Here is a 19,369-nt window from a genome sequence, read left to right on the forward strand (position 1 = left end):
CGCCTCAGCTGAGGGGCCGGTGACGCCGCAGGGCGTCTTCCACCAGGAAGGCCGCAAGGTTGCCGCAGCTGCGCCCCTCCTCGAGGGCGTGCCGCTTGAGATCGTCCATCACGCCGCGGGGCAGGGTGACGTTGATCCGCTCGGAACTGGCGGCATCGGCGACGGCGGCCGTGCTGGGAGCCGGTTCGGTGGAGGCCAGCCGCTGCTGCAGCTCCTGCACAAGATCCTGAAGAATCGGCACGATTCAGTGAAGATTTACACACAATATAGATGCAATATCGTGCCTAAAACCAGGCTGGCTTGATGTCCGCCTGTGCGCGTATCCTGACCTCGTTTTTCAGGATGCCATGCGCCCACTGCCCCTGAAACTGACGCCTGGCAGCGACCTGCGCCTCAGCCTCGAGGAGCTGGCCCGTGCGCAGCAGCTCAACGGCTTCGTGCTGGGCGTGGTGGGCAACCTCAGCCGTGCCGCCTTTCAGTGCCCGGGCCAGGCACAGCCCACCGTGCTGGAGGGGGATCTCGAAGTGATCACCCTGAACGGCACCCTCAGCCCCGAAGGGGTGCACCTGCATCTCAGCCTCTCCGATGGCGCCTGCCAGGTGTGGGGAGGACATCTCGAACCCGGCACCCTGGTGCAGAAGGGCGTCGACCTGCTGGTGGGAGTTCTCGAGCCGTCCCAGCCGGCCGTCGACGGCAACACAGCCACGCCCGTTGCACAGCCGCCCCGCATCGAGATCGCCGTGCTGCCGGGTTGTCCGTGGTGCGCAAGAGCTCTGCGGCTGCTGCGCACCCTGGATCTGCCCCACACCGTGGACACGGTCAACGACGATGCCGCCTTCAGCCGCTGGCAGTCCCGCAGCGGCATGCGCACCTTCCCGCAGGTGTTCATCGATGGTGCACTGCTCGGCGGCTACGACGACCTCGCCTCCCTGCACGGTTCAGGCAAGCTGGAGCAGCTGCGCTGAGCCTCGGCCATGGCCACACCGGAGGAGAGCCCTGAGCCGACGTCGTTCTGGTCCCACAAACCCTGGTGGTGCCAGCCCTGGACGATCCTGATGACCGGGTCCCTGGCGATCGGAGGGTCCTGGTGGTTGCTGCACTGGCTGTGGCTGACCCTGCCCATCGCCCTGCTGGTGCTGATCTGGTGGTGGCTGTTTCTGATCGTGGTGCCCGGCTCCGGCGCCCTGCCACCGACGCCACCGGCACCATGAGCGACAGCATCAGGCTGCAGGCCATCGACCAGAGCCTGTTCGACCGCGTCGCAGCCGTGGCACGCCAGAAACCGCGTCGGCGCATGAACCACAATCTCCACCAGGAGAGCGATCTGGTGCAGCGGTTTCTGAACGTGCTGCAACCCGGCACCTACGTGCGCCCGCATCGCCACGTGCGCGAGCAGGCGGGAACGGGCTTCGAGTGCTTTCTGGTGCTGCAGGGGGCGATCGGCCTGCTGATCTTCGATGGCGACGGACAGCTGATCGAACGGCACCGCCTGAGCGCCACCGGACCGCTGCGCGGCATCGAACTGGCGGAGAACCAGTTCCATTCCCTGGTGGCTCTGGAGCCGGACACGGTGATGTTCGAACTCAAGCAGGGCCCTTACCAGCCCACGCAAGACAAGGACTTCCTCAGCGCCTTCCCCGGCGAAGGCAGCGAACAGGCGGAGGATCAGGAACGCAGCTGGCGGCAGCTGTTCGCCACCGGCCACCGGCCCTGAGAGAACCGCTTCAGACCTCGGCGGTCCGCACCGCTTCCCGGAACCGCTGCTTCTCATCCAGCAGCTCCGTCTCCAGCTGCTCGATCAGCCGGCTGACCAGAGACTGGAACTCAGGCTGACATCCCCGGAACGCCGCCTTGTGGCGGATCGGCTCATTGCGCATGCGCAGATCGGTGAGCATGAGCTGGAGGGCGTCGATCCTGGCGTTGGTGTTCATGCCGGGCTGTCGGGTGGGGGGAGGTTATGACGAGGGCTCGCCATCATTGATACCGCTGCACCCACCGGATGCGTCAACGCTTTCTGCTGCCGCTGCTGCTGCTTGCTCTGGCCTGGAGCCAGGAACTGGTCGATCAGATCCTCTTCGCCGGGCAATGGAACCTGCCCATGGGTCCGGGCCTGCCCTGGTGGCGACTGCTCAGCGCCCCGTTCAGCCACTCCGGGTTCGCACACCTGATCTCGAACAGCGCCGTGTTCCTGCCGCTGAGCTGGCTTGTGCTCACCCGGGGGATGCGGGATTACATCGCGATCTGGATCGCCGTGCTGCTCATGGAGGTGCCGGTGGTGCTGCTCTGGCCCACAGCCAGCCACGGTCTTTCCGGCGTGATCTACGGACTGCTCGGGTATCTGCTGCTGATCGGCTGGCTGGAGCGTCGGCTGCTGCCCGTGCTGCTCAGCCTGATCGCCTTCTGGCTCTACGGATCCGCCCTGGTGGCCCTGATTCCGGGAGTTTCCCCCGCCGGTGTCAGCTGGATCGGCCATGCCTCCGGATTCGCAGGAGGACTGCTGGCGGCCCTGGCCGTGCATCGCGACAGCGCAGGGCAGACGTCGTGACACGGTTCGAGGCATGCTGAACGGACGCCGGAGATGACCCCATGCCACCAGCGGTCTGTCTGAACTGCGGCAGTCGGGAGTTCCGCGCTGATCGCGCCCTGGCCGGACGACTGATCTGCAAGCGCTGCGGTTACGCCCTCGGTACCCGACCGAGCGCCAAAGGCCAGCGGCAGAGCGGTCGCCGCCGCTGGGTCCTGATCACTGCTCTGGTCGTGACCGCGCTGCTGGTGGTTCTGCTCTCCAGACTCTGACCCCTCCGCTCAGGAGCGGAGCATCGCCACCACCTCCGAGGTGTTGGCAGACAGGGGAGCGCCATCGAGCAGCTCGATCGCCGCGCGCATGGCGGCCTGACGCTCCGGCCCGTAACTGCGCCAGCGGCTGAACACCTTGGCCATACGACTCGCCGTGATCGGGTTGCGGGCATCGACCGCGGCGATCTGCTCGGCCATGAACCGGTAGCCGCTGCCGTCGACGGCATGGAAGGCGCTGATGTTGGCGGTGAAGCCCCCCAGCACAGCTCGCAGGGAATTCGGCGCCAGCGGATCGAACCGGGGATGCAGCAGCAGGGCCCGCACCCGCTCCAGGCTGTCGGAGCGCGGCGTCGAGGCCTCCAGGGAGAACCAGCTGTCGAGAATCACCGGCTTGTCCTGCCAGCGGTCATGGAAGGCCGCCAGCGCCTGGTCGCGCTCAGGGCAGTCAATCGGCCGCAGAGCCCGCAGCGCGGCCCGGGCCAGGGTCATCGATGGACCGCTCACCGCCTTGAGAGCCTGCTCACGGGCTTCCGCATCGCCGGCGGCCGCCAGCCAGCTCCAGGCCACGGCCGTCAGCTGGCGTGCTCCCTGCCCCTCCGGCCAGAGCCGGCTCCAGCCCGGACGGCATCGCTCGAGCAACTGACGCAGGGGCTCGTGCAAGGCGCCGCCGAGATCGGCTCTGAGGCTGTGCATGGCCCGATCGAGGCTCAGCGGATCCGCCGTCGTCTGCAGCGCCTCCAGCTCCGCCAGGCCAGGCAGCGTCAGCAGAACAGCCAGCTCCGCCCCCTCATCCGAGCCGGCCAGGGTCTGCCCCAGAGCTGTTGTGAGGGCGGCCTCCACAGCCGGCTCCGGCGCATCCGCAGCCCGGGCCAGCAGGATCTGACGGAACAGCCGCTGGCCGGCATCCCAGCGGCAGAAGGGATCGTCATCGGCCGCGAACAGCTGCAGCGTCTCCGTCAGCGGCTGATCCATGCGCAGCACCACCGGTGCCGAGAAGCGGCGCAGGATCGAGAGCGCCGGAGGCTGTTCGGCGGGCGGTGCCTTCAGAACCATGGTCCGATCGGCCTCGTCCATCACCACAAGCTGTTCCTCGCCGATGCGACCGTCGGCCGTCACCAGGGCGATGGCGAGCGGCAGCACCAGCGGCTGCTTCTGCGGTTGGCCTGGAGTCGGCTCGGTCCGCTGCTGAAGCTGAAGGGTCAGCTCACCGGTGGTGGCGTTCCAGCTGCGCTCCACGTTCAGCTGGGGGGTGCCGGCCTGGTGGTACCAGCGCCGGAAGCGATCGGGATCAAACCCCAGGGGCCGACCATCGGAAGCGGCCCCGTCGGTGATGGCCTGCACGAAATCCTCAGTGGTGGCGGCGGTGCCGTCGAAACGCTCCACGTAGGTCGCCATTCCGGCCATGAACCGCTCATGCCCCAGCAGGGTGTGCAGCATGCGGATCAGTTCCGAACCCTTTTCGTAGATGGTCGTCGTGTAGAAGTTGTCGATCGCCTGATACTCCGCCGGCTTCACAGGGTGAGCCGTCGGCCCCGCATCCTCCCGGAACTGGGTGTTGCGCAGCATCGCCACATCCTCGATCCGCTTCACCGCAGAGGAATGCAGATCCGCGGTGAAGCTCTGATCGCGGAAGACGGTCAGTCCTTCCTTGAGCGACAGCTGGAACCAGTCGCGGCAGGTGATGCGATTGCCGGTCCAGTTGTGGAAGTACTCATGGGCGATCACACTTTCAACCCGCTCCAACTCCCCGTCGGTGGCTGTTTCCGCATCGGCCAGCACCAGTTTGGAGTTGAAGATGTTGAGGCTCTTGTTCTCCATCGCGCCCATGTTGAAGTGACGCACGGCGACGATGTTGTACTCGTCGAGGTCGTATTCCAGGCCGTAGATCTGTTCATCCCAGCGCATCGACCGTTTCAGTGACGCCATCGCATGGGCGGTGTAAGGCTCATCGCCGGATTCCACATGCAGGCGCAGCGTCACCTCCCGCCCGGATGCGGTGCGGAGTTGATCGCGCACCTCCGTGAGATCACCAGCCACCAGCGCGAAGAGGTACGACGGCTTCGGGTGCGGGTCATCCCAGATCGCCTCATGGCGATCCGGTGCCCCCGCCAGCGGCCCGGCCGACACGGCGTTGCCGTTGCTGAGCAGCACCGGGAACAGCTGTCGCTCGGCTTCCAGTCGCACCCGCCAGCGGCTGAGCACATCGGGGCGGTCCGGATGGAAGCTGATGCGGCGGAAGCCTTCGGCTTCACACTGCGTGGTGAGCATGCCGCCACTGGCGTAAAGACCCTCCAGGGATGTGTTGCTGTAGGGGTCGATCCGACAGCGGGTCTCGAGCGTGAACGGCTGATCCGGCGGAGACAGCAGCGTGAGCATGCCGTCCTGCAGCTGCCAGGCCTGCGCCGACGGAACACTGCCATCGATCGCCAGGTGCTCGAGGGTCAGATCGACACCGTGCAGCACCAGGGGCACCCCGGACTGCAGCGGCGTGAGCTGCAGCCGGCTGGTCACCAGAACGTGATCGGCGTGGATGACGACATCCAGAGCGATCTGTTCCAGCCCGAAGGGCCATGGGGTGTAGTCCGCGAGGCGGACCGGAGCGACGGCTGCCATGGCGTCACCGGGCATTCAGCAGCCCTGATCCTGGCGGACCAGTCACCAGGGCAGAGGGCGGCGGCCGCTGCCGGCGTTGCAACCCACCTGAGATCCCAGCAGCGCACCGAGGGGAACGGCCCAGCTGCGGCCGTCATCCCGCGAGGCGACGTAGCCGAGGCCACCTCCCACGATGCCCCCGATCAGTCGCCCTCTGTTGCAGTCGCGTTCCAGCTGCGTTCGCATCCAGCCATCCCCCGCCGAGCTGTTGTAGGGCGACCGCTCGTCGGGATAGGGGGCCGGTTCATAGGGATAAGAGTGCCCACGCGACCAGTGATGGGCCTGAGCGGGCAGGGCCGTCGTCACCAGCGCTCCGGCGAGCACCAGGACGGAAAACGGAGAGAAGCGGATCATCCGTGATCTCGGAAAAGGACGACGTCAGGGAGTTGGTCTGACGCCCCTCCAGACAACCGCCGGATCCAGGTCGTTTGGCAACCGAAACTCCGGCCAACTGCTTCCAGATGCAACTGGCCGGAGCCTGAGGCTCACTTGTCGGAGATCTTCTTGATGGCTTCCTTCACCTTGGCCTGTACATCGGCGGGAATCGCCTTCGGGCAGGCCTGCATGGCGCGCAGGAGCACCTGCTGCTCGGCGGCGGCGAACATTTCCTTCTCCGAAAGGGTCTTGTTGTCGAGCATCGACACCTTGCCGTCATGGCGGCCCTTCAGGGCCTGGGCATAGGTGCTGGCGGAGATGCCGAGCGCCTTCGGAAATTCCACGCCGTCGAGCGCAGCCATGCAGAAGAAGGACGTGCCCATGGCCTGATAGATGGCGATGTCCTGCTTGGTGGCGGGAGCGGCAACAGCACCAGCAACAGCGCCGAACAGCTCACCTGTGGCGAGCAGGGCCGGCACCGCCAATGCTCCCAGGAGTTTGTGGCGAAGTTTCAACGGACTGACACCGATTGATCCTCGGTATTTTTACGTAGATCAACCCTCCCGGCGTCCGGAGTGGTCCGGTCAGTTCTCCTGGATCGGCGGCGGCGCCTCGGAGAGACGGATTTCGTGGTGGTGCTCGACGATCGACAGCTCCCCGTTCTCCCAGCTGTAGATCGCCCGGTAGCGGTAGCGGTCCTGATCCACAAGCCGGATGTGTTCCAGGATGTCCCACTGCTGGTAGTGGGATTCGAGGATCGTCTCGTGCTCATCCACCTGCCGCAGGCGGGTGCGCACGGGGTCGCCGTTGAGATAGCCCCGGCTGCGCTGGAGCTGATGGCCCCAGAGGGTCGCCTCCATCACGCCGCTGCGCTCGTACCAGGGCTTGCGCGCGAAGAACTCGTCGGAGTGCTGATCCTCGGCGTCCGACCACCAGCTGAAGCGGTAACGGCTCTCACCGGCCGTCGGCTCGGCGAAGGTCTCCATCTTCAGGTTCATGTCCAGATGCAGCACCTGGTCATCGCTGAACATGTACTGACGTCGCGAACGCCAGACGCCCAGATTGCGGGTGAACCAGCGGCGCAGATTGCTGTCCACGGAGACCGATGGCGATCCGTCAGCGCGCGACGGCACCGTCAATGGAACACGGTTTTGCCCGGAAAAAAGCGACATGAGCCGCGGATACGGCGAAGCGGACTGTTCATGAACGTCTTAGCCCGGATGGAGTCCCCGTCAAAAACCCATAAGGTGAGCATTCGTTTTCCGCGTCGGATGCCTTGTGAAGGGTGACGGTCCCAAAGGTCGTCAGCAGCTTCAGCTGCTGCTGGTGGCTGCCCGTCATCACCTGTCCGGCCAGGACCTCCGTTCTCTGGTGCAGTACCTGGAGCGGGAGGACGTCGGATTCGAGGTGACCCTCCAGCTCGCGGATCCGTCCCAGCAGCCGGAGCTGCTGGAGCTGCACCGGCTCGTGGTCACCCCCGCTCTGATCAAGCTGTCGCCCTCCCCCAAGCAGGTGTTCGCCGGCAGCAACATCCACCAGCAGCTGAAGGGGTGGGTGCCGCGCTGGCAGCAGGACGGCGTCGTCAGCGGACTGGGGCTCAGCCTGCGGCCGACCGAACTCGACGGCAGCCGCACCCAGAAGGAGCTGCAGCTGGAGGATCAGCTGCTGGTGCTGCGTCAGGAGAACGAGACCCTGATCGACCGCATCCACGCCCAGGAGAGATTGCTGCGCATGGTGGCCCACGAGCTGCGCACACCCCTCACCGCAGCGACCCTGGCCCTGCAGAGCCAGAGGCTCGGGCAGATCGACATGGATCGCTTCCAGGATGTGATCACCCGCCGTCTCGAGGAGATGGAGGCGCTCTCGAAGGATCTGCTGGAGGTGGGAACCACCCGCTGGGAGGCCCTGTTCAACCCTCAGCGGCTCGATCTGGCGAGCGTGTCAGCGGAGGTGATCCTGGAACTGGAGAAGCTCTGGCTCGGACGCAACGTCGAGATCCGCACCGACATCCCGATCGACCTGCCGAAGGTCTTCGCCGATCAGCGACGCATGCGTCAGGTGCTGCTCAACCTGCTGGAGAACGCCCTGAAGTACACAGGCAATGGCGGGCACATCACCCTGACCATGCTGCACCGCACCAGTCAGTGGGTGGAGGTGAGCGTCTGCGACAGCGGGCCGGGCATCCCCCCCGAAGAGCAGCAGCGGATCTTTCTGGACCGGGTCCGTCTGCCGCAGACATCGCATCGCACCACCGGATTCGGCGTCGGGCTGTCGGTCTGCCGCCGCATCGTGGAAGTGCACGGCGGCCGCATCTGGGTGGTGTCGGAACCCGATGAGGGGGCCTGCTTCACCTTCACCGTGCCGATCTGGCAGGGCCAGGGACAGGAATGGGGTCAGGCTGTCTTGACGGAGGGTCAGCCCGACCCGTAGTTTTGCTTGGTGACCGGGAGCACAGACAGCTCATCGCTCACGGCCTCGCCCCCATCGTCTAGAGGCCTAGGACACCTCCCTTTCACGGAGGCGACAGGGGTTCGAATCCCCTTGGGGGTATGTCAAATCAACGCGGCTGAATGTCGTCAGTCGCCGCTCCAGCGCCGTCTGGCTTCCTGTTCGACCGCATGCAGATTGCTCGACAGGTCGTCGCGTAGCCGCTCTTCGATCAGCCCGATCGGCATGCCGAGGCATCCCTGCACCGTCAGCTCATACAGAAGTGAGGACCCCTCGGGCAGCTCACGCATCTGCCAGGACCCTTCAAACCGCCGGAAATCGCCTTTCACCATCCGGAACCGCAGCAGGCCATCCGGCAGCACTTCCTGCAGTTCCAGCAGCACCTGAGCGGAGAAGCGCAGACCGAGAAGCTGCTGACTGCCCACCTGAAGCACCCGCACCGTCTGGCCGTCCCTCAGCACCAGCTCGCTGGTGCTGAGATTGGGAATGAAGCGGTCGAGATGGTCGTAGTCCGTGAGGACCTCCCAGAGAACCGAGACCGGTATCGCTGTTCTCAGCTGCACCGCCAGACGCCTGACGCCCTGCGGAAGGCGCTCCATCGTCTGCTCGATGACAACACCCTCGTCGGCAGCGGCTTCACGGAGCCCACGTCCAAAAATTGACTGAGCTGGAACCAACGCCTGAAAGGTCTCCGATGAGAAAGAGAACGGTCTGATCTTAAGGAGATCCCACGGATCACATCGCGATCTGTGTCAACGGTCAACCTCCGCTTGCGCGGATGAAGACCACACCTATAGTCGCGCAACCGAAATTGAGATCTCATGCGGGTGCCTGTCGCCACGGCCGGTGGAACCACGTCTCCTCTGTTCACGGTTGTTGCCAGCGGCATCAAGGCCGGATCAGGGGCCTCCGTGATTCGCACCTACCAGGTGGCGATGAGTGGACTCAACAACCTGTACAAGCGCCTGAGCGCCTCTGGAGCCAGAATCATCAGCGTGTCACCCGCCAGCGAGGACTCTCCCTCCGCTCCGGTGGCAGCCTCCAGCGCCCCCGAACCGCAAGCCGTGACAACTGCTCCCGCCCCCAAGAAAAAGCCCCACGCCAACGTTCCGGTCAACACCTACAAACCGAAGACACCCTTCATGGGGACGGTGACCGAGAACTACTCGCTGGTGAAGGACGGCGGTATCGGTCGGGTCCAGCACATCACCTTCGATCTCTCCGGCGGCGAACCCCAACTCGAGTACATCGAAGGGCAGAGCATCGGGATCATTCCGGAAGGCAACGACGCCAACGGCAAGCCCCACAAACTGCGCCTGTATTCGATCGCCAGCACCCGCCACGGCGACAACTACCAGGACAACACCGTCTCCCTGTGCGTGCGTCAGCTGGAGTACAAGAACGAGGCAGGAGAACAGATCTACGGCGTCTGCTCCACCTATCTCTGCGACATCGAGCCCGGCTCCAAGGTGAAGATCACCGGTCCGGTGGGCAAGGAGATGCTGCTGCCCGACGACGAAGACGCCAACATCATCATGCTGGCGACCGGCACGGGCATCGCTCCGATGCGCACCTACATCCGCCGCATGTTCGAAACCCGCGAGCGCGATGCGAACGGCTGGACCTTCCGAGGCAAAGCCTGGCTGTTCATGGGCGCACCCAAGACCGGCAACCTCCTCTATGACGAGGATTTCCTGCACTACGAGAAGGAATTCCCCGAGAACTTCCGCTACACCAAGGCGATCAGCCGCGAACAGCAGAACACCAAGGGCGGCCGGATGTACATCCAGGACCGCGTGCTGGAGCATGCCGAGGAGATCTTCTCGATGATCGAAAACCCCAAGACCCACGTCTACATGTGCGGTCTGCGCGGCATGGAGCCCGGCATCGACGAGGCCATGACCGCCGCCGCCGCCGCCAAGGGACTGGACTGGTCCGAACTGCGTCCGCAGCTCAAGAAGGCCGACCGCTGGCACGTGGAAACCTATTGATCCGGACCTCCGGTGCCCTCGCCCGCCGCGTCCCGCGGCGGGCTTTTTTTTTCGCTTGAAAACAATCCGAACGCATGCACCAGTCGGGATGTTCTGGAGCACTGTGCAATTCCGCTTCCGTGCCTAAACCAGCGGCAGACGCCTGTGCTTCATGGTCGCCACGATCACCAATCCCCTGAGGGTTGGACTTCGTCAGGAACGCGTCATCGCACCCCAGTGTCTGGTGATTTTCGGGGCGAGCGGTGATCTGACCCATCGCAAGCTGGTGCCGGCCCTGTTCGAGCTGTTCAAGCAGCGCCGTCTGCCCAGTGAGTTCGCGCTGCTCGGCTGTGCCCGACGCCCCTGGAGCGACGAGGTGTTCCGCAGCAAGATGACCGAGGCACTGGCGGCGAAGATCGAGGAGGACCCCCAGGCCTGGGAGCAGTTCTCCGCCAAGCTCTTCTACGAGCCGGTGGATCTGCAGCAGCCGGAGGATGTGGTCCGTCTGGGGGGACGCCTCGAGCAGATCGATCAGCAGTGCGCCACCCGCGGCAACCGCACCTTCTACCTCTCGGTGTCGCCGAAGTTCTACGGCAGCGGCTGTCGTGCCCTGGCGGATGCCGGCCTGCTGAAGGATCCCAAGCGCAGCCGCGTGGTGATCGAAAAGCCCTTCGGGCGCGATTACGGCAGCGCCCAGTCCCTCAACCAGGTGGTTCAGAGCTGCGGTCAGGAAAACCAGATTTTCCGCATCGACCACTACCTGGGCAAGGAGACGGTCCAGAACATCCTGGTGCTGCGCTTCGCCAACACGATCTTCGAGCCGATCTGGAACCGGAACTACATCTCCAGCGTTCAGATCACCGCCGCCGAGACCGTCGGCGTCGAGGAACGGGCCGGGTACTACGAAACCTCCGGAGCCCTGCGGGACATGGTGCAGAACCACCTGACCCAGATGCTGGCGATCACCGCCATGGAGGCACCCGGTCGCTTCGACCAGGAAGCGATCCGAACCGAGAAGGCCAAGGTGCTGCAGGCCGCCCGGCTCGCTGATGAACTGGAGCCCTGGAACTGCTGCATCCGCGGCCAGTACGGACCCGGTGGCAGCCAGGAGTCTCCCCTGGCCGGGTACCGCCAGGAACCGGGGGTCGACCCGAACAGCACCACGGAGACCTACGTCGCCCTGAAGCTGTTCATCGACAACTGGCGCTGGCAGGGCGTTCCCTTCTACGTGCGCACCGGCAAGCGTCTGGCCAAGCGCGTCAGTGAAGTGGTGCTCACCTTCCGCGAGGCACCGGTGCACCTGTTCGATGCCGCGAACGGCGGCCCCACCTCCAACCAGCTGATCCTGCGCATCCAGCCGGATGAAGGGGCTGAATTCCGCTTCGAGGTGAAATCTCCCGGCTCCGGCATGCGCAGCCGGCCGATCGACATGGAGTTCTCCTACGACGAGTCCTTCGGTGAACCCTCCGATGAGGGTTACGTGCGCCTGCTGGCCGACGCCATGCTCAGCGACCCCACCCTGTTCACCCGCAGCGACGAGGTGGAGGCCGCCTGGCGCCTGTACACCCCGCTGCTGGAACTGATCGAGGACAGCCCCTGGCAGCTGCCGATCCATCCCTATGAATCCCGCACCTGGGGACCGGCGGCCGCCGATGCCCTGCTCGCCCGCGACGGACTGCTCTGGCGCCGTCCCTGACATCGCCTGATCCCTGTTCCACCCCTCTCCGTCCGAACCATGTCCCCTCAGCTCACGCTTCAGACCCCCCTGGAACTGGCGCCCTCGGAGGTGCCCACCTACCTCGAACAGCTCTGGTCCCCGGAGCAGCAGGGAAGCACCGGCACCGGCGCCAACACGTTCTCTCTGCTGATCTGGCAGCCGGCCTGGGCCGAACAGCAGCTGGTGCGCAGCGGTCGCCTGAAGGGGCCGATCACCGGCCAGCAATCCGACTCCCTGGTGGCCGCCGGCCGTCAGGTGGTCGTGGACGCCGATCTACCGCTCAGCACCCCCCCTCTGGATGGAGAGGTGATCGCAGCGGCCGCCGCTTTCGATGGCCAGACCCAGTCGGAGGATCTGCGCGGTCAGTACATCGACCCGGCCCTCAGCGCGCTTCAGCCCCGCCGGCTGATCACCCTGGCCCCCACCATCGATTCCGGCAAGGGGCTGGAAACCCTTGTGGCGGCCTATTGCCCCCTGCCGGAGGAAGGCGGTGGAACCGCCGCCTGCGGCGACGTGGTGGTGCTGCGGGGTGGCCACAACGCCCTGCAGGACGGCATGAACATCCTGCAGCCACTGCTGCCGCCCTCGATGCCCTCCTGGGTCTGGTGGAACGGCTTCCTGGATGAGGCTCCGGCCCTGATGGAGCAGTTGGCCTGTGCCCCCCGTCGCCTGATCATCGACACGGCCGTCGGCAGCCCGCGTCACTGCCTCGATCTGCTGCGTCACTGGGTGACCACCGGTCAACCCGTGAACGACCTCAACTGGCTGCGTCTGAGCAGCTGGCGCGAAACCCTGGCGATGGTGTTCGATCCACCGCACCGCCGCGATGCACTCAGCCACATCGTGCGGCTCGACATCGATGTGGAAGGCCATCACCCCGCACAGGGCCTGCTTCTGGCCGCCTGGATCGCCGATCGCCTGGGCTGGAGCCTCGACCACACCGAAGCGACGGAAGAGGGCACCGCCGCCCGCTTCCGCCGTGCGGACGGCACCGAGGTGATCTTCCAGCTGATGTCCGTGCCGATGGGCCAGCCCAGCGTTCACGCCGGCCAGCTGGTGGGCCTTCGCCTGATCTGCCAGCCGGATGACGGCAAGGGCGTCTGCGTGATCCTCTGCGCCGAGTCGGGTGGCTGCATGCGACTCGAAGGCGGTGGCATGGCCAGCCTGGATCTGCACGAGGAGGTCGTGCCCGCCCAGCATTCCACTCCCGAGATGGATGTGGCCCGTCTGCTCAGTGGCGGCCACGACAGCACCAACCCGCTTCTGGCCGCCGCCGCACCTCTGGCTGCCAGGCTGCTCGCCTGAGCTGATCGGATTTCATGGCCGTTGTCATCGCCGCTCCGGCCAGCGGCAGCGGCAAGACCCTGCTCAGCCTCGCCCTGCTGAGCTGGGTGCGGTCCCAGGGACGCTCGATCCAGGCCTTCAAGGTCGGGCCTGACTATCTCGATCCTCAGCTGCTGAGTGCGATCTCGCAGCGTCCCTGCCGCAATCTCGACAGCAATCTCTGTGGTGAGTCCTGGGTGCGCCGGGCCTTCCACGGCTACGGGAGCACGGCCGACCATGCCCTCGTGGAGGGGGTGATGGGGCTGTTCGACGGCATCGGCAGCAGTGAAACGGGCAGCACCGCCGCCACCGCACGGCTGCTGGATCTGCCGGTGCTGCTGGTGGTCGATGCCGGTGGCCAGGCCGCCTCCCTCGGCGCCCTGGTGCGCGGCTTCCGCGACCACGACCCCAACCTGAACCTGGCGGGTGTGGTGCTCAATCGCGTCAGCAGCAGCCGCCACCGGGAGCTGCTGGCGGAGGTGCTGGAGAGGCTCGATGTGCCCCTGCTCGGCTGCCTGCCCCGCAGCGAGGATCTGCAGCTGCCCAGCCGCCATCTCGGACTGGCGCCCGCCCATGAACTCAACGGCACCGCGGAGCGACGGGCTCGCTGGGCGGAGCTGGCTGCCAACCATCTGGATCTGCCGCGTCTGCTGCCGCTGATGGCGGCGCCCACCAGCGGCGAGGACCCGCTGGCGGAGTGTCCGTCGGGGGGAGGCACCCCCATGCCGGTCGCGGTGGCGGCTGATGCCGCCTTCCACTTCCGTTACCCCGAAACCGGCGAACTGCTGGAGCGGATGGGCATGCCCCTGCTTCCCTGGAGCCCTCTGGCCGATGAGCCGCTGCCGGAGAACGCCAGAGGGCTGATCCTCCCCGGAGGCTTCCCGGAGCAGCACGCGGCCCAGCTGAGCAGCTGCCGGCGCAGCCTCGATGCCCTGCGGAGCTTCGCGCGCCATCGACCGGTGTACGCCGAATGCGGCGGCATGCTGCTGCTGGGCCGCTCGCTCAGTGACCTCGACGGAGCCGTCCATGCCATGGCCGGCTCCCTGCCGTTCCATGCCAGCCGCGGCCAGCTGGATGTCGGCTACCGCACGCTGACGGCAACCAGCGACGGACTGCTGGTGCGTCGGGGAGAGCGACTGCGGGGCCATGCCTTCCACCGCTGGAGCCTGGACCGCGACCCCGAGGGATCGGCGCTGTGGGAAATTGATGGGTGGCGAACCCAACGACGCTTGGAAGGATGGGGGGATCGGACGCTTCACGCGAGCTGGATTCACATGCACTGGGCCAGCTGTTCGACGATCTGCTGCCGATGGCGCGACGCGCTCGCAACCGGGCCGATGCCATCAGCAAGCGCTTCGTCAGCCGGACGCGTCCGCAACGCATCCAACCCTTCATCGAACGCTGGCGCCTGATCATCCAGGGAAAGGTCCAGGGAGTCGGATTCCGGGCCAGCTGCAACCGTCGCGCTCTGGACCTGGGGGTGCGCGGCTGGGTGCGCAACCGCAGGGACGGATCCGTGGAGGTGCAGGCCGAAGGCGCTCCCATGGCCATCGCGGAGCTGCGGGCCTGGTGTGAGCAGGGCCCACCGGGTGCCCAGGTGCTGAGAGTGCAACCGAGCCAGCTGCCGGTCACCGGCGACGACTGGTTCGAGGTGCGTCAGTAAGCGGCCTGTCATCCGCCTCCGAAGAGATTGGGAACAGATCCGGCGGATGGCCGGGATCTGGCTAGGGCGGAAGGATCACTGAACACTCCCCCGGCGCTCCGAAGCATGCTGCGGTTCTGCATCGTTCTGACCATCACGGCCATGCCGCTGATCGGGATGGATGTGGTCAGTGCCCGGCGCGATGAGCCTCAGCGCATGTACGGATCGCTGCTGGAGGCCATGCATGCCTGCCGCGCCTGGGCCGCGATGGAGGGCACCTTCTCCACCGCCAGCAGCGGCGGGGGCGATCACAGGCTGCGTCCGGCGATCCGCAGCTGCACGCTGGACCTGGACGATCCGGTCATCCTCGCGGAGCGCTACGAGGTGGAGGAGAACAGCGTTCACGCGGCGTTGCCGGGTGCTCTGGAACGCAGCCTGCAGACCACCTTTCCCTTCCTTCCCGAGCGCAGCGAGACTTCCCCGCAGAGCTGAAGGCCACCATGCCCGATGACCTGCTGAATCCCCGCAGCACGGCCTTCTGGAAAGCCCTCCTCGGAGTGGCGAGTCTGGCCGTCTGCATCGGACTGGCCGCCCTGATCCTGAGGCTGTGATCCAGCTTGCAGTCGGCTCTCTCAGCGATGGTCATCCTGAGCGGGACCGCCCCGCTGCGTCATGTCCACCGGTCAAGAGCAACGTCAACGGCAACTGTGGCTGCTGCGCCATGGCGCCACGGAATGGGCCCTGAACGGGCGCCACACCGGCAGCACCGACCTGCCGCTGCTGCCCCAGGGAGAGGAGGAGGCCAGGGCGCTCGCACCGATCCTCACGCGCCTGAGCTTCGCTGCCGTGTTCAGCTCTCCCCTGCAACGGGCCCGCCGCACCTGCGATCTGGGGGGTCTGGGAGGGCAGATGCAGATCATGGAGGACCTCCTCGAGTGGAACTACGGCGACTACGAGGGGATCACCACGCCCGAGATCCGCGAAACGGTCCCGGACTGGACGGTGTGGACCCACGGCTGTCCCAACGGCGAGAACGCCGATCAGGTGCAGGCCCGCTGCGAGAAGGCCATCGCCACCGCCCTGGCCGCCCCCGGGGATGGGGATGTGGCCCTGTTCGCTCACGGCCATATCCTGCGGGCCCTCACCGGCACCTGGCTGGGACTGGGAGCCGCCGGCGGCAGGCTGTTCAAGCTGGGAACCGCCTCCGTGAGCATCCTCGGCTGGGAGCGGGGGCAGAAGGCCATCGCCCGCTGGAATGCCCCGACCGACCCTGGGGTCTGAATCGGAGCTGCCGCTCAACCGACGCCGGAGAAGCCCTCGAACTCACGCCGCCAGGCCGCCTGAACCGTTGCTGAGGCGTCCGCACCGATCAGCCAGACCCCCGTCCGGGCCCGCGACACCGCCACATAACAGAGCTGCTGACGGATGGAGGGATCAGCCCGGAACACATCGGGGGCCACGAAGACATCCCCGAAGCTGCTGCCCTGGCTGCGATGCACCGTGAGCACGGCCGCCGGCCCGAGAGACGCGAAGGCATCGCGGATCAGGAAGAAACGGCGCCAGATGGATCGGCCGTCCTTCTTGCCCGCGTCCCGGGCCTGTTGCCGCAACCGCTGCATCACGGCATCCAGCAGCTGCCGCGCCTCACTGCCCACCGGGGGCTGGAGTCTCAGGGTCAGCTCCAGCTCCCCGGCACTGACGCTGGCCGAAAGGGTCTCGATCACGGGCACGGGGCCATCCGCGGCCGACAGCCCGAAATCCACCAGATCACAGGACTCCGGCTTCACATCCCGCACGGTCACCTCGCGATTGGAGCCGAGCACCATGTCCGGCTCCTCCCCCGTCTCCTCCCCGTCGCGGGAGGCCGGAGCCATCACGGCTGTGCGGCTGATCAGCACCTCTCCCGGCAGCACCGGCATCTGATCAGCCATCTCCCCGTGAATGGCCCGTCGGGCATGGGGCACCAGACGGTCCAGGGTGCGGTTGGTGTAACAGAGGATGCGGGCCGCATCGGGATTGTCCTGGACGGAAGCCTCCCGGAGTGCGCGGCGAGCCTCCTGCAGCCAGTCCTTCTGTACAAGGCTGCGCACCTGGCCCTGCGGATCCCGGATCGGCGGCAGCAGCGGCGGCATCTGACAGGGCAGCCGACCTTCCCGCAGGCCTCCAGCCAGCTGCAGCACAGGCCCCTGATGGCGCACCACCTGGCGCAGAGCAGCGGAGCAGGCGCGCTGCATGGCGAACACCGGGCTGCTCTCCTCACCCACCGGCGGCAGCTGCGCCGGATCACCGACGAACACCAGCCTGGTCTTGAAGGGGTGAGCGCACTGAAGGGCGATCCCGAGAAGCGTGCTGTCGACCATGGAGGCCTCATCCACCAGCACCAGTCCGAGATGCTCCAGGGCCATCGCCGTCTGCTCCGTCGGCTCGCACAGCTCGATGTCGCCCTGCCGCTTCAGCTTCAGCCGCAGCAGACGATGAATCGTGGAGGGGTACCAGGCAGGGTTGAGGCCCTCCAGCTCAAGGGCCTGACGCAGCACTCCCACCGCTTTGTGGGTCGGAGCCACCACGGTCCAGCAGAGGCCGCTGGCCTCCACCTGACGCAGCAGACGCATCGAGAGGAAGGTCTTGCCGCTGCCGGCGAAACCGCTCAGCACGAACGGCGTTCCATCAGCCGGCGACGCCAGCCATGCCGCGAAGGCATCGGATGCGATCTGCTGATCACCGGTGAGTTCAGCCCCGGCGTTCACCCCAGCAGCACTCCGAACAGATGAAGCGGTGATCCCAGCAGCGCAAGTCCCGGCAGGGCGATGGCGGGACCGATCAGGCTGCCGACCAGCACCTGAAGCCGGCTGTGGCCCAGGCTTTCCTTGAGGGGTTTCTCGAAGCTCTCCTGCCAGAGTTCAGCGGGGAGGGCATTGACCCGTTCGGCGGTGAACCCGGCTGCCCGCCGGATGCCGCTGGCGTCGTACATCACCACGAAGGCGATCATCGCCGCCAGCGCGAACAGCGGGTGATCGAATCCCAGTGTCCAGCCCACGCAGGCCGCGGTACCCGTCACCAGAGCGGAGTGACTGGAGGGCATCCCCCCCGTTTCGATCAGCACAGCCGGGCGCCAGCGCCGGTGCTGGATCAGTTCGATGAACAGTTTCGAGAGCTGGGCGATGCCGCAGGCCGCCAGCCCCCAGGCCAGGGAGGCGTTGTCGAGCACCTCCTGCAGAACGGCATGGGTTGGAACGGTCTCGATCATCGGTCGCGGCTGGTGATGAAGTCCGCCAGGGCCAGCAGCGGCAGGGCCCTTTCCGCCCAGGGTTTGAGCACGTCCTTGGCTTCATGCACCAGCACATCAGCCCGCTTGCGGGACTCCTCCAGACCCAGCAGCTTCGGGTAGGTGGTCTTGTCAGCGATCAGATCCTTGCCGGCGGTTTTGCCGAGAACCTCACTGCTGGCGGTGATATCCAGGATGTCGTCGATGATCTGGAACGCCAGGCCGATGCCGCGGGCGTAGGTGCGCAGAGCCGCGATCAGGTCGTCTTCGGCGCCGCCGATCATGGCGCCGGTGATCACACAGGCACTGAGCAGCGCTCCTGTCTTGTGCAGATGGATGTACTCGAGCGTGTCGAGGTCCACCTGCTTGCCCTCGCTCTCCAGATCCACCACCTGACCGCCCACCAGGCCGGGGGCACCGGCCACCAGCGACAGCTCCCCCACCACCTTGAGCAGGCGCTCCGCCGGAACACCGGGACTGCGCAGCGCCACCATCTCGAAGGCGCGGGTGAGCAGGGCATCACCGGCCAGGATCGCCACCGCTTCGCCGTAGACCTTGTGATTGGTGGGTCGGCCCCGCCGCAGATCGTCGTCATCCATCGCCGGCAGATCGTCGTGGATCAGCGACATGGTGTGGATCATCTCCAGAGCCACCGCGGTGGGAACGGCAAGCTCCGCCTCCCCACCGGCCAGTTCACAGGCGGCCAGGCAGAGGATCGGCCGCAACCGCTTGCCGCCGGCCAGCAGCGAATAGCGCATCGCCTCCCGCAGGGATTCCGGACGCTCCGGCAGCAGAGCGGCATCAAGGGCCTGCTCCACCGTGGCTTTCGCCTTGGTCAGGTAAGCCTTGAAATCAAAGCTGTCCGCCGGTGCCGGAACTCTGTCGGGGGAGGTCGCCGCAGCGGTCATGGAGAACCCGAAACTGGCGGGATTCTCTCAGGCCGGGCCCATACCGCTCAGGGGCACCCAGTCCATCGGGTGGGGCATGCGCATCTCCCGTCCCTCCCCGGGGGGCGTGGTGATGGCGAGGTCGTAGGAGACGGAGTACCGCGGAGAGCTCCCCTCATAAGGCGTCACCCGGTGGGTGAGATCCGATGGGAACAGCAGCAGACGATGCTGCTTCGGCGCGAAGACACCGCCTGAGGCGGCGGCATCCTTGTAAGGAATCGCCATCACGTGGCT

24 protein-coding genes and 1 tRNA gene are annotated in these 19,369 nt (G+C 66.3%); 14 read left to right on the forward strand and 11 right to left on the reverse strand.

The window, feature by feature from the left end; genetic code table 11:
- Window positions 1-4 precede the first annotated feature (4 nt).
- Window positions 5-241, reverse strand: a complete 237-nt coding sequence (locus ACJ0G7_RS02145; RefSeq protein ID WP_186483786.1) for a ribbon-helix-helix domain-containing protein — start codon at window positions 239-241, stop codon at window positions 5-7.
- Between the two features lie 106 nt (window positions 242-347).
- Here ACJ0G7_RS02145 and ACJ0G7_RS02150 point away from each other — a divergent pair, with 106 nt between their 5' ends.
- The 3 genes from ACJ0G7_RS02150 to ACJ0G7_RS02160 are packed head-to-tail and all read left to right on the forward strand — an operon-like array spanning window position 348 to window position 1,714.
- A complete protein-coding gene (locus ACJ0G7_RS02150; RefSeq protein WP_043691960.1) occupies window positions 348-965 on the forward strand; it encodes a PCC domain-containing protein in 618 nt (205 codons plus the stop codon).
- A gap of 9 nt (window positions 966-974) precedes the next feature.
- Window positions 975-1,211, forward strand: a complete 237-nt coding sequence (locus ACJ0G7_RS02155; RefSeq protein WP_186483788.1) for a DUF6737 family protein — start codon at window positions 975-977, stop codon at window positions 1,209-1,211.
- Complete coding sequence (locus ACJ0G7_RS02160; RefSeq protein WP_407395031.1) at window positions 1,208-1,714, forward strand: WbuC family cupin fold metalloprotein; 507 nt, start codon at window positions 1,208-1,210, stop codon at window positions 1,712-1,714. The genes ACJ0G7_RS02155 and ACJ0G7_RS02160 overlap by 4 nt, the downstream gene beginning before the upstream one ends.
- Window positions 1,715-1,724: 10 nt before the next feature.
- Here the strand turns inward: ACJ0G7_RS02160 and ACJ0G7_RS02165 are convergent, their stop codons facing one another.
- Window positions 1,725-1,931, reverse strand: coding sequence for a hypothetical protein (locus ACJ0G7_RS02165; protein WP_043691966.1), 207 nt, complete (start codon window positions 1,929-1,931; stop codon window positions 1,725-1,727).
- A 68-nt stretch (window positions 1,932-1,999) separates the two neighbouring features.
- Between ACJ0G7_RS02165 and ACJ0G7_RS02170 the strand changes: the two genes are divergently transcribed.
- Both ACJ0G7_RS02170 and ACJ0G7_RS02175 read left to right on the forward strand, forming a co-directional pair.
- Window positions 2,000-2,545: a rhomboid family intramembrane serine protease gene (locus tag ACJ0G7_RS02170; protein WP_043691972.1), complete on the forward strand. Its 546-nt coding sequence runs from the start codon at window positions 2,000-2,002 to the stop codon at window positions 2,543-2,545.
- A gap of 41 nt (window positions 2,546-2,586) precedes the next feature.
- Entirely contained in the window at window positions 2,587-2,796 is a 210-nt protein-coding gene (locus ACJ0G7_RS02175) for a hypothetical protein (RefSeq protein ID WP_043691974.1), read from the forward strand.
- Between the two features lie 9 nt (window positions 2,797-2,805).
- Here the strand turns inward: ACJ0G7_RS02175 and pepN are convergent, their stop codons facing one another.
- The 4 genes from pepN to ACJ0G7_RS02195 form a co-directional block, all read right to left on the reverse strand.
- Window positions 2,806-5,409 (reverse strand): aminopeptidase N, encoded by a 2,604-nt coding sequence (gene pepN, locus ACJ0G7_RS02180; RefSeq protein WP_407395052.1) that lies wholly within the window; start codon window positions 5,407-5,409, stop codon window positions 2,806-2,808.
- A gap of 42 nt (window positions 5,410-5,451) precedes the next feature.
- Complete coding sequence (locus ACJ0G7_RS02185) at window positions 5,452-5,802, reverse strand: glycine zipper 2TM domain-containing protein (RefSeq protein ID WP_407395033.1); 351 nt, start codon at window positions 5,800-5,802, stop codon at window positions 5,452-5,454.
- A gap of 131 nt (window positions 5,803-5,933) precedes the next feature.
- A complete protein-coding gene (locus ACJ0G7_RS02190; protein ID WP_253912855.1) occupies window positions 5,934-6,302 on the reverse strand; it encodes a cAMP phosphodiesterase in 369 nt (122 codons plus the stop codon).
- Between the two features lie 105 nt (window positions 6,303-6,407).
- Window positions 6,408-6,995 carry a hypothetical protein gene (locus tag ACJ0G7_RS02195; protein ID WP_052378162.1) on the reverse strand — a complete coding sequence of 196 codons (588 nt, stop codon included), beginning with the start codon at window positions 6,993-6,995 and terminating at the stop codon, window positions 6,408-6,410.
- A gap of 106 nt (window positions 6,996-7,101) precedes the next feature.
- Here ACJ0G7_RS02195 and ACJ0G7_RS02200 point away from each other — a divergent pair, with 106 nt between their 5' ends.
- Both ACJ0G7_RS02200 and ACJ0G7_RS02205 read left to right on the forward strand, forming a co-directional pair.
- A complete protein-coding gene (locus tag ACJ0G7_RS02200) occupies window positions 7,102-8,253 on the forward strand; it encodes a histidine kinase (RefSeq protein WP_043691982.1) in 1,152 nt (383 codons plus the stop codon).
- 47 nt (window positions 8,254-8,300) lie between these two features.
- A tRNA-Glu gene (locus ACJ0G7_RS02205) sits at window positions 8,301-8,373 on the forward strand.
- Window positions 8,374-8,399: 26 nt separating this feature from the next.
- Here the strand turns inward: ACJ0G7_RS02205 and ACJ0G7_RS02210 are convergent.
- The gene (locus tag ACJ0G7_RS02210) at window positions 8,400-8,870 is read right to left on the reverse strand and encodes an SRPBCC family protein (RefSeq protein WP_186483797.1); all 471 of its coding nucleotides are present in this window, start codon (window positions 8,868-8,870) and stop codon (window positions 8,400-8,402) included.
- A 222-nt stretch (window positions 8,871-9,092) separates the two neighbouring features.
- Between ACJ0G7_RS02210 and ACJ0G7_RS02215 the strand changes: the two genes are divergently transcribed.
- The 7 genes from ACJ0G7_RS02215 (at window position 9,093) to ACJ0G7_RS02245 (ending at window position 16,204) form a co-directional block, all read left to right on the forward strand.
- Window positions 9,093-10,262 (forward strand): FAD-binding oxidoreductase, encoded by a 1,170-nt coding sequence (locus tag ACJ0G7_RS02215; protein ID WP_407395036.1) that lies wholly within the window; start codon window positions 9,093-9,095, stop codon window positions 10,260-10,262.
- Between the two features lie 151 nt (window positions 10,263-10,413).
- On the forward strand, window positions 10,414-11,937 hold the full coding sequence (gene zwf, locus ACJ0G7_RS02220) for a glucose-6-phosphate dehydrogenase (RefSeq protein WP_407395038.1): 1,524 nt from the start codon (window positions 10,414-10,416) through the stop codon (window positions 11,935-11,937).
- 39 nt (window positions 11,938-11,976) lie between these two features.
- Window positions 11,977-13,263 carry a glucose-6-phosphate dehydrogenase assembly protein OpcA gene (locus tag ACJ0G7_RS02225; protein ID WP_043691987.1) on the forward strand — a complete coding sequence of 429 codons (1,287 nt, stop codon included), beginning with the start codon at window positions 11,977-11,979 and terminating at the stop codon, window positions 13,261-13,263.
- Between the two features lie 14 nt (window positions 13,264-13,277).
- Entirely contained in the window at window positions 13,278-14,693 is a 1,416-nt protein-coding gene (locus ACJ0G7_RS02230; protein WP_043691988.1) for a cobyrinate a,c-diamide synthase, read from the forward strand.
- The gene (locus ACJ0G7_RS02235; RefSeq protein WP_043691989.1) at window positions 14,591-14,944 is read left to right on the forward strand and encodes an acylphosphatase; all 354 of its coding nucleotides are present in this window, start codon (window positions 14,591-14,593) and stop codon (window positions 14,942-14,944) included. The genes ACJ0G7_RS02230 and ACJ0G7_RS02235 overlap by 103 nt, the downstream gene beginning before the upstream one ends.
- 105 nt (window positions 14,945-15,049) lie before the next feature.
- Window positions 15,050-15,415 (forward strand): hypothetical protein, encoded by a 366-nt coding sequence (locus ACJ0G7_RS02240; RefSeq protein ID WP_043691991.1) that lies wholly within the window; start codon window positions 15,050-15,052, stop codon window positions 15,413-15,415.
- 180 nt (window positions 15,416-15,595) lie between these two features.
- The gene (locus ACJ0G7_RS02245; RefSeq protein WP_407395041.1) at window positions 15,596-16,204 is read left to right on the forward strand and encodes a histidine phosphatase family protein; all 609 of its coding nucleotides are present in this window, start codon (window positions 15,596-15,598) and stop codon (window positions 16,202-16,204) included.
- Window positions 16,205-16,218: 14 nt separating this feature from the next.
- On the opposite strand, the gene ACJ0G7_RS02250 is transcribed toward ACJ0G7_RS02245, so the two are convergent.
- The 4 genes from ACJ0G7_RS02250 to ACJ0G7_RS02265 form a co-directional block, all read right to left on the reverse strand.
- On the reverse strand, window positions 16,219-17,670 hold the full coding sequence (locus tag ACJ0G7_RS02250) for an ATP-dependent RecD-like DNA helicase (RefSeq protein WP_186483805.1): 1,452 nt from the start codon (window positions 17,668-17,670) through the stop codon (window positions 16,219-16,221).
- Window positions 17,667-18,170 (reverse strand): divergent PAP2 family protein, encoded by a 504-nt coding sequence (locus ACJ0G7_RS02255; protein ID WP_043691998.1) that lies wholly within the window; start codon window positions 18,168-18,170, stop codon window positions 17,667-17,669. The genes ACJ0G7_RS02250 and ACJ0G7_RS02255 overlap by 4 nt, the downstream gene beginning before the upstream one ends.
- The gene (gene crtE, locus ACJ0G7_RS02260; protein ID WP_407395044.1) at window positions 18,167-19,096 is read right to left on the reverse strand and encodes a geranylgeranyl diphosphate synthase CrtE; all 930 of its coding nucleotides are present in this window, start codon (window positions 19,094-19,096) and stop codon (window positions 18,167-18,169) included. The genes ACJ0G7_RS02255 and crtE overlap by 4 nt, the downstream gene beginning before the upstream one ends.
- A gap of 27 nt (window positions 19,097-19,123) precedes the next feature.
- A partial coding sequence (locus ACJ0G7_RS02265) for a putative 2OG-Fe(II) oxygenase (RefSeq protein ID WP_407395045.1) occupies window positions 19,124-19,369 on the reverse strand: 246 nt, incomplete at its 5' end.

The sequence above is a fragment of the Parasynechococcus sp. genome, assembly GCF_045559935.1.
Taxonomy (GTDB): domain Bacteria; phylum Cyanobacteriota; class Cyanobacteriia; order PCC-6307; family Cyanobiaceae; genus Parasynechococcus.

Coding starts and splice junctions, on each gene's coding strand:
- ACJ0G7_RS02215 (WP_407395036.1), top strand. CDS start 9,093: ATGCGGGTGCCTGTCGCCACGGCCGGTGGAACCACGTCTCCTCTGTTC.
- ACJ0G7_RS02185 (WP_407395033.1), bottom strand. CDS start 5,802: ATGATCCGCTTCTCTCCGTTTTCCGTCCTGGTGCTCGCCGGAGCGCTG.
- ACJ0G7_RS02240 (WP_043691991.1), top strand. CDS start 15,050: ATGCTGCGGTTCTGCATCGTTCTGACCATCACGGCCATGCCGCTGATC.
- crtE (WP_407395044.1), bottom strand. CDS start 19,096: ATGACCGCTGCGGCGACCTCCCCCGACAGAGTTCCGGCACCGGCGGAC.
- pepN (WP_407395052.1), bottom strand. CDS start 5,409: ATGGCAGCCGTCGCTCCGGTCCGCCTCGCGGACTACACCCCATGGCCC.
- ACJ0G7_RS02235 (WP_043691989.1), top strand. CDS start 14,591: ATGGCGCGACGCGCTCGCAACCGGGCCGATGCCATCAGCAAGCGCTTC.
- ACJ0G7_RS02155 (WP_186483788.1), top strand. CDS start 975: ATGGCCACACCGGAGGAGAGCCCTGAGCCGACGTCGTTCTGGTCCCAC.
- ACJ0G7_RS02170 (WP_043691972.1), top strand. CDS start 2,000: ATGCGTCAACGCTTTCTGCTGCCGCTGCTGCTGCTTGCTCTGGCCTGG.
- ACJ0G7_RS02150 (WP_043691960.1), top strand. CDS start 348: ATGCGCCCACTGCCCCTGAAACTGACGCCTGGCAGCGACCTGCGCCTC.
- ACJ0G7_RS02165 (WP_043691966.1), bottom strand. CDS start 1,931: ATGAACACCAACGCCAGGATCGACGCCCTCCAGCTCATGCTCACCGAT.
- ACJ0G7_RS02230 (WP_043691988.1), top strand. CDS start 13,278: ATGGCCGTTGTCATCGCCGCTCCGGCCAGCGGCAGCGGCAAGACCCTG.
- ACJ0G7_RS02245 (WP_407395041.1), top strand. CDS start 15,596: ATGTCCACCGGTCAAGAGCAACGTCAACGGCAACTGTGGCTGCTGCGC.
- ACJ0G7_RS02160 (WP_407395031.1), top strand. CDS start 1,208: ATGAGCGACAGCATCAGGCTGCAGGCCATCGACCAGAGCCTGTTCGAC.
- ACJ0G7_RS02225 (WP_043691987.1), top strand. CDS start 11,977: ATGTCCCCTCAGCTCACGCTTCAGACCCCCCTGGAACTGGCGCCCTCG.
- ACJ0G7_RS02255 (WP_043691998.1), bottom strand. CDS start 18,170: ATGATCGAGACCGTTCCAACCCATGCCGTTCTGCAGGAGGTGCTCGAC.
- ACJ0G7_RS02195 (WP_052378162.1), bottom strand. CDS start 6,995: ATGTCGCTTTTTTCCGGGCAAAACCGTGTTCCATTGACGGTGCCGTCG.
- ACJ0G7_RS02175 (WP_043691974.1), top strand. CDS start 2,587: ATGCCACCAGCGGTCTGTCTGAACTGCGGCAGTCGGGAGTTCCGCGCT.
- zwf (WP_407395038.1), top strand. CDS start 10,414: ATGGTCGCCACGATCACCAATCCCCTGAGGGTTGGACTTCGTCAGGAA.
- ACJ0G7_RS02210 (WP_186483797.1), bottom strand. CDS start 8,870: ATGGAGCGCCTTCCGCAGGGCGTCAGGCGTCTGGCGGTGCAGCTGAGA.